Annotated in this window: 7 protein-coding genes; 1 reads left to right on the top strand and 6 read right to left on the bottom strand. The window is 32.3% G+C overall.

Annotated features, from left to right (window positions below; all coding sequences use genetic code 11):
- Positions 1-8: 8 nt before the first annotated feature.
- A complete protein-coding gene (locus ABD816_RS00245) occupies positions 9-176 on the bottom strand; it encodes a hypothetical protein (RefSeq protein WP_344923691.1) in 168 nt (55 codons plus the stop codon).
- Positions 142-909 carry a VapE domain-containing protein gene (locus ABD816_RS00240; RefSeq protein WP_344923690.1) on the bottom strand — a complete coding sequence of 256 codons (768 nt, stop codon included), beginning with the start codon at positions 907-909 and terminating at the stop codon, positions 142-144. Before ABD816_RS00240 ends, ABD816_RS00245 begins: the two co-directional genes overlap by 35 nt.
- A gap of 239 nt (positions 910-1,148) precedes the next feature.
- Between ABD816_RS00240 and ABD816_RS00235 the strand changes: the two genes are divergently transcribed.
- On the top strand, positions 1,149-1,271 hold the full coding sequence (locus ABD816_RS00235; RefSeq protein WP_344923689.1) for a hypothetical protein: 123 nt from the start codon (positions 1,149-1,151) through the stop codon (positions 1,269-1,271).
- 149 nt (positions 1,272-1,420) lie between these two features.
- Here ABD816_RS00235 and ABD816_RS00230 read toward each other — a convergent pair whose 3' ends face one another.
- The 4 genes from ABD816_RS00230 to ABD816_RS00215 form a co-directional block, all read right to left on the bottom strand.
- Positions 1,421-2,107, bottom strand: coding sequence for a leucine-rich repeat domain-containing protein (locus tag ABD816_RS00230; RefSeq protein WP_344923688.1), 687 nt, complete (start codon positions 2,105-2,107; stop codon positions 1,421-1,423).
- A gap of 471 nt (positions 2,108-2,578) precedes the next feature.
- Entirely contained in the window at positions 2,579-3,871 is a 1,293-nt protein-coding gene (locus ABD816_RS00225) for a leucine-rich repeat protein (RefSeq protein WP_344923686.1), read from the bottom strand.
- Positions 3,872-3,993: 122 nt separating this feature from the next.
- Entirely contained in the window at positions 3,994-6,486 is a 2,493-nt protein-coding gene (locus tag ABD816_RS00220; protein WP_344923685.1) for a leucine-rich repeat protein, read from the bottom strand.
- Positions 6,487-6,538: 52 nt separating this feature from the next.
- The gene (locus ABD816_RS00215; protein WP_344923683.1) at positions 6,539-6,718 is read right to left on the bottom strand and encodes a hypothetical protein; all 180 of its coding nucleotides are present in this window, start codon (positions 6,716-6,718) and stop codon (positions 6,539-6,541) included.
- Positions 6,719-7,079: the final 361 nt, after the last annotated feature.

The following is a 7,079-nucleotide window of genomic DNA, read 5'->3' as shown; positions in this document are numbered from 1 at the left end:
CCTCTTTCTCATTCCTCTTTTTTATGCATATCTCTAAACTCTCTTTGCAGTTTTTGTTCTTGTTCATCCGATTTAAAACGCATAGGATATACTTTACGCACTCCCTTGCCTTCAATTCGTTTAGATGTAGGCTGACCAAATTTAAGCCGTTCCATCGCCTGTGAAAGTCGTTTCATTGACATTCGCATACCAGAATGTGCATTCATCTGTGATAGCATTTCTGGAAAGCATCATAAACATTGCTTTTGGGTCAGACGGTTCACAAGGTTCATAAAGTTTCATCAACCATTCTTCTTCCGGAGTGCTTTGCTTATAAATATCATTTACTTTATTGAGCTGCTTCATTTCCTTATGAGAAAACCAGAATTGGAAATTATCTCTTGCCAACTGAGCAGCTTGCGCCCAAACCTTCTGCATATTTACCGTATGCTTATAGTTTATTTCTGCTGCCGAAAACACTAAATACCTTCTGTTCTCTGAATCAGTAAGAAAACGTGGGCTATTAACAGAACCCATAAAAGAACAAATACGCGGACGGGTTTTTGACAATTTGTGAAACAACTTACGGTTTGTGACAAAGGGTGCGGTAATAATCGCTTTCATAGAATTAAAATCCTTACCGAAGATTGTTTCTAGTTGATCATCTACATTTACAAACCATTTTTCTGCTAAGAAATTAGCGGTATTCTTGTCTGTTAAAGAAGGGTTGATATGTGAGCATACCAAAAACTCTTGCATATCTTTTGGACAAAGACGATTTAGCCAAGTAGTTTTTCCTGATCCCTGATTACCGACCAGGATTAAACAGGTTTGATTTACACCTAATCCCAAACAGGTGGAAGCACTGCCTACAAGCCATTTTTTTAAATAATCATACAAAAGGTCTTTTAACGTAATATCATCAATCACAATATCAGAAATAATGAAAAAGGTCTGTGGTTAATTTTTAATATAATAAATGATATTTTTGTGTCGCAACTAATCACTTTCGACTCAATGTGTTACCGTAATTTAGTATTTGAGAAATAATTTTACACATTCAAGAAAAAAAATAAAAAAAAGTTTCGTGAGTAGAATTTATTGTCAAATTCTTAACCATTCTTATTTTTATAATTTTCTATTTTATTGAAAATCAAAACCGTACAAAGATGGCAGTAGTTGGCAGTAAAGTTCATGAAAATGGAGCGAAAAATATTTTAAAAAAAAGTGCGGTTTTACTTGGTGTAACGTCTTATTTTATTATTTTTTTGGCGTTAATAACGACAAAATGAGGTGTAAAAAAAGGAAGACATTGTAGGTTCGAATCCTGCCACCCCGATAAGCCTAGTGATAGGTTATATTAAAACATTGTTAATCATATGATTATCAGTGTTTTTTTTGGTTCACACATTTTATTTGATATCAAATAAAATGTGTGAACTCAATGAAGAAGTGTGCAATAGTTTACTGAAAATATAGTAGCTTCAGTAACAGATTTAAACCCTGTCCAACCTGCTGTTACGTATGCTTGTGTTGTACCTGTAGGAATACTAAGGTTTATTACACTGCGATTATCAAAAACACCGTCATTTAGTGTAGCTGGGTGTAAACTTTCAGAAATTACACTGGTTAATTCATTATAACCAAAGGTACTATCACCGATAGTTTTTATACTTTTAGGAATAGTAATACTGGTTAAATCATTAGCATAAAAGGCAGCATCTCCAATAGTTGTTACACTTTCTGGAATAGTAATAGTAGTTAAATCATTATCATAAAAAGCATACTCACCAATAATTATTACACTATTAGGAATAATCACACTGGTTAATGAATTTGGATAGAAAGGATTTACACCAATAGCGGTTATACTAGGGATAGTAAAACTGGTTAATGAATTCGGATGGAAAGCTTTTACACCAACTGTGGTTACCGTATATGTACTATTATAATGAGTAACCGTGCTAGGTATGACTATTTTACTTGCCTCGGTATTATAACCTGAAACTTCAACCGTAGTTGAAGAGGTTATCCTATATTTAATACCACTTGCTGTAAATTCTTGAGCAAATAGTAAACAAGTGAATAATAAGGTAAATAAAGTGAACGATATTACTATTTTTTTCATAATTTATTATCTGTTTATTTTGTGGTTAATATAGATACGTTCTCAAATTGAATCTTAGACAATTGTTGTTGTAAAGCTGTCATTTTCACAAAATTCATCGTATATTTTTAATAAAAGGCTAGAGTTAATAAACAAAACAGGATATTTAGTCATAACTCCTGGTTATATTATGTTTATAGTTATTAGGAATGAATGAGTAATGCTGTTATAAATAGTACTGTAAACATAAATAGCATGACTACTAGAGAACATAGCGCGTAAAGTTTTTCTTTTTGGTATTTCATTTTTATTCTTTATTTTTTTGGTGGCTATTGTTATCCTCTCATTAATTCTATAGCCAAACCTAAAACTCCAATTATCATGAGGATTAATGAATTTTTGAAAATTTCATATTTCAAAAAGCTAATTGTATTATTTTCTATTTTATTTTTTTGTTTCCTTGCCTTATTAATTATTCACTACTTATAAAACTTACTTTGCAAACTTTTTAATAACGGTACCTACATTAGTAGTAAGCTGTGCAATGTATACACCACTAGCTAAATAATTAATAGAGATCTCTGATTGCCGGCTAGCCAATACACGTTGCCCAGATATATTGTATAGGCTCACGTTTTCTAAACGTATCCCATTTGTAGTGGTGATTACAATAGAATTAGCATAATTAGTAAAGCTTAGGTTTTCTAATATGGTGTTTTCATAGGTACTTAGGGTATTAGCTTCAGTAACAGAATTAAACCCTGTCCAGCCAGCGGTTTCGTATGTTAGTATTGTACCTTCTGGAATACTAAGGTCTATTACACTACGATTATCAAAAACATTGTTTGCAAGTGTTGTTGGGTTTAAACTTTCAGATGTTACACTGGTTAAATTATTTCCAAAAAAAGCATAATCACCAATACTAGTTACACTATCAGGTATGGTGACACTGGTTAATTGATTATCAGCAAAAGCACCCCCAATAATAGTTGTTATGCTATCAGGAATGGTAACACTGGTTAAATCGTTGTTCCAGAAAGCATCAAAGCCAATGTATTTTACACCATTAGGAAAGGCAATACTGATTAAATCATTTTCAGCGAATGCGTAATCTCTAATGGTTGTTACAGTATCAGGAATGGTAACACTGGTTAAACCTTTTTGGGCGAAAGCAGCATGACCAATAGTTGTTACGGTAAATGAAATATTATTATAAGTAACCGTAGTAGGTATAGCTACTGTAGTACTTATTCCTGTATAATCAGACACTTCAACTGTAGTTTGGTCTGTTAGCGATGTTATTGTATATTGAATATCGTCTACAATAAATGTTAAATTAAATAGTAAAATAGTATCAAACCCTGTCCAACCTGCCGTTTGGTATGTTTCTTCTGTATTTGAAGGAATACTAAGGTTTATTGAACTATGATCCCCAAAAATAGTGTCAGCAAGTGTTGCTGGGTCTAAACTTTCAGATATGACATTGGTTAATTTATTATTATTAGAGAATGCATAATCACCAATAGTTGTTATGCTATCCGGAATTGTAACACTGATTAAATTTTTATCCAGGAAAGCTTCATTACCAATGCTTGTTACGCTAAATGTAACGCTATCATAAGTAACTGTAGTTGGTATGGTTACTGTGGTACTTGTTCCTTTATAATTAGATAATTCAACTGTATTTGTAAATGTTATGGTATATTCAATATCATTTACTGTAAAATCTTGGGCAAACAGCAAGCTGTTAAATAATAAGGCACATACTAGTATTAATTTTTTCATCGTTATATATTTTCAAGTGGTTTAAACTAAATTTATTTTTTTGTGACCCAGCTGTATTTGATAGGCACGCACATAGCCTGATTATTTGTATTACCTTATATGCACACTACTACTTATAAAACTTACTTTACAAATTTTTTAACAATGGTACCTACATTAGTAGTAAGCTGTGCTATATATACACCGCTTGCTAAATGATTAATAGAGATCTCTGATTGCCGGCTAGCCAATACACGTTGCCCAGACATATTGTATAGGCTCATGTTTTCTAAACGTATCCCATTAATAGTGGTGATTACAATAGTATTAGCATTATTAGTAAAGCTTAGGTTTTCTAATATGGTGTTTTCATAGGTACTTAGGGTATTAGCTTCAGTAACAGAATTAAACCCTGTCCACCCAGCGGTTTCGTATATTAGTGTTGTACCAGCTGGAATACTAAGATCTATTACACTACGATCATCAAAAACATTGCTAAGCAGTGTTGCAGGGGCTAAACTTTCAGATATTACACTGGTCAAATTATTTTCCTCGAAAGCATTATCCCCAATTGTTGTTACGCTATTAGGAATTGTAACACTGGTTAAATAATTCCTATAAAAAGCATAATCACCAATAGTTTCTACACTATTATCCATAGTAAAACTATTTAAATCATTACTAGAGAAGGCAAAATCACCAATACTGGTTACATTATCAGGAATGGTAACACTGGTTAATTGATTAATAAAAAAAGCATAATCACCAATACTGATTATACTATCAGGGATGGTTACACTTGTTAAATAATTATTATAGAAAGCTTCATAGCCAATAGTTGTTACGGTAAATGATAAACTATTATAAGCAACTTTAGTTGGTATGGCTACTGTAGTACTTGTTCCAAAATAATCAGATACTTTTACTGTAGCTGGATTAGTTTGCGATGTTATGGTATATTCAATATCATCTACAATAAATGTTGTGTCAGATAATAAAACTGAATTAAAACCTGTCCAACCTGCGGTTTCGTATGTTGCTGCTGTGCCTATAGGAATATAAAGGTCTATTACACTACGGTCAGAAAAAACATTGCTAAGTAGTGTTGCTGGATGTAAATTTTTAGAAATCACACTGGTTAATTCATTATGATAAAAAGCATAATCACCAATAGTTGTTACACTACTGCCAATGGTAACACTGGTTAAATTATTGCCCCAGAAAGCTGAATTACCAATAGTTGTTACACTGTCTGGAATGGTAATACTGGTTAATTCATTATCATAAAAAGCAAAAAGACGAATAGTTGTTACACTATCTGGAATGGTAATACGCGTTAATTTTTTTTCTAGAAAAGCAGACTCACCAATACTGGTTACGCTAAATGTTACGTTACTATAAGTAACTGTTGTAGGTATGGCTATTGTAGTACTTGTTCCTGTATAATCAGATGCTTCTACTGTAGCTGGATTTGTTAACGATGTTATGATATATTCAATATCATCTACAATAAATGTTGCGTCAAATAATGAAACTGAATTAAAACCTGTCCAACCTGCAGTTTCATATGTTGCTGCTGTACCTGTTGGAATACTTAAAGTTATTGAACTACGACCGTTAAAAACACTGCTAAGTAGTGTTGCTGGTTGTAAACTTTTAGAAGTCACACTAGTCAATTTATTCCCATAAAAAGCAAGTTCACTAATACTTATTACGCTATCTGGAATAGTAACACTGGTTAATTCATTTCCCCGGAAAGCAGCATCACCAATAGTTTCTACACTATTACCAATGGTAACACTAGTCAATTTATTATCTAAAAAAGCTTCTTCACCAATACTTATTACGCTATCTGGAATAGTAACACTGGTTAGTTCATTTTCCCAGAAAGTAGCATCACCAATACTTATTACGCTATCTGGAATAGTAACACTGGTTAATTCATTTTCCTGAAAAGCAGATTCACCAATAGTTTCTACACTATTACCAATAGTAACGCTGGTCAATTTATTATCTAAAAAAGCTTCTTCACCAATACTTATTACGCTATCTGGAATAGTAACACTGGCTAAATTATTATAAGAGAAAGCAGCACCACCAATAGTTGTTACACTGTTAGGAATGGTAACACTGGCTAAATTATTATAAGAGAAAGCAGCCGTTCCAATAGTTGTTACGCTGTCTGGAATAGTAATACTGGTTAATTCATTATGACCGAAAGCACCACCACCAATAGTTGTTACACTGTCAGGAATAGTAATACTGGTTAATTCATTATTGGCGAAAGCACCACCACCAATAGTTGTTACACTATTACCAATAGTAACGCTGGTTAATTCATTATCCCAAAAAGTATAAGCTCCAATAGTTGTTACACTGTCTGGAATAGTAACGCTGGTTAATTTATTTCCCCGGAAAGCTTCTTCACCAATACTGGTTACGCTAAATGTAATGTTATCATAAGTAACTGTTGTGGGTATATCTACTACAGTACTTGTTCCTGTATAACCTACTACTTCTACTGTAACTGGATTTGTTAACGATGTTATGGTATATTCAATATCATCTACTGTAAAATCTTGGGCAAACGACAAACTGTTAAATAATAGGGTTAATATTAGTGTAATTTTTTTCATGAGTAATTAATCTTTGGAGTGATTTGTTAATATGAGATTATGAATAACTTTTTTACCAATTAATTTTTTTAGTAGTGTTTTTTGGATGAGTTACTACAAAAGTATAACCAGAAAAACTATTACTTGTTCCGAATACATTAACAACTGCCTTAGGATATAAGTCAATACTTATTTGGATTCGTAAGTAGCTTATCAATGGTCGTATTAGAATTAAAAGTAAATACTTCTTCATTTTTTTATAATGTTGTGTATTCCCAAATGCGATCATTATAATTCTATTTTTTTGTTGGTTCTCTAACCTTTCAGCGAAGAAAAAAATGTTATTTCCTACTCTGCTGATAGACCAAGAATTACTTGTTAAAGCGATATGTGTTTTTTAATTCAAAAATTTGTTCCCTTTAATTTTTGCAATACCGGCTAACAAAAACTATGTAAGCATGTATTCATTATTTATGGTTTAGTAACTTTTCCTAGATTAAAGGAACAAACTTACCAATGAATAGATATTGGCGCAATACGTACACCTACGTATCAAAAAAATATCGATTTTAAACTACCCACAGGAATAAAGGGTTTTGGGTAGCGCTTATTTT

It is taken from the genome of Aquimarina addita (assembly GCF_039539305.1).
Lineage (GTDB): Bacteria > Bacteroidota > Bacteroidia > Flavobacteriales > Flavobacteriaceae > Aquimarina > Aquimarina addita.
Note: the sequence above shows the minus strand (reverse complement) of the source record. Positions and strands in the feature narration are given on the sequence as shown.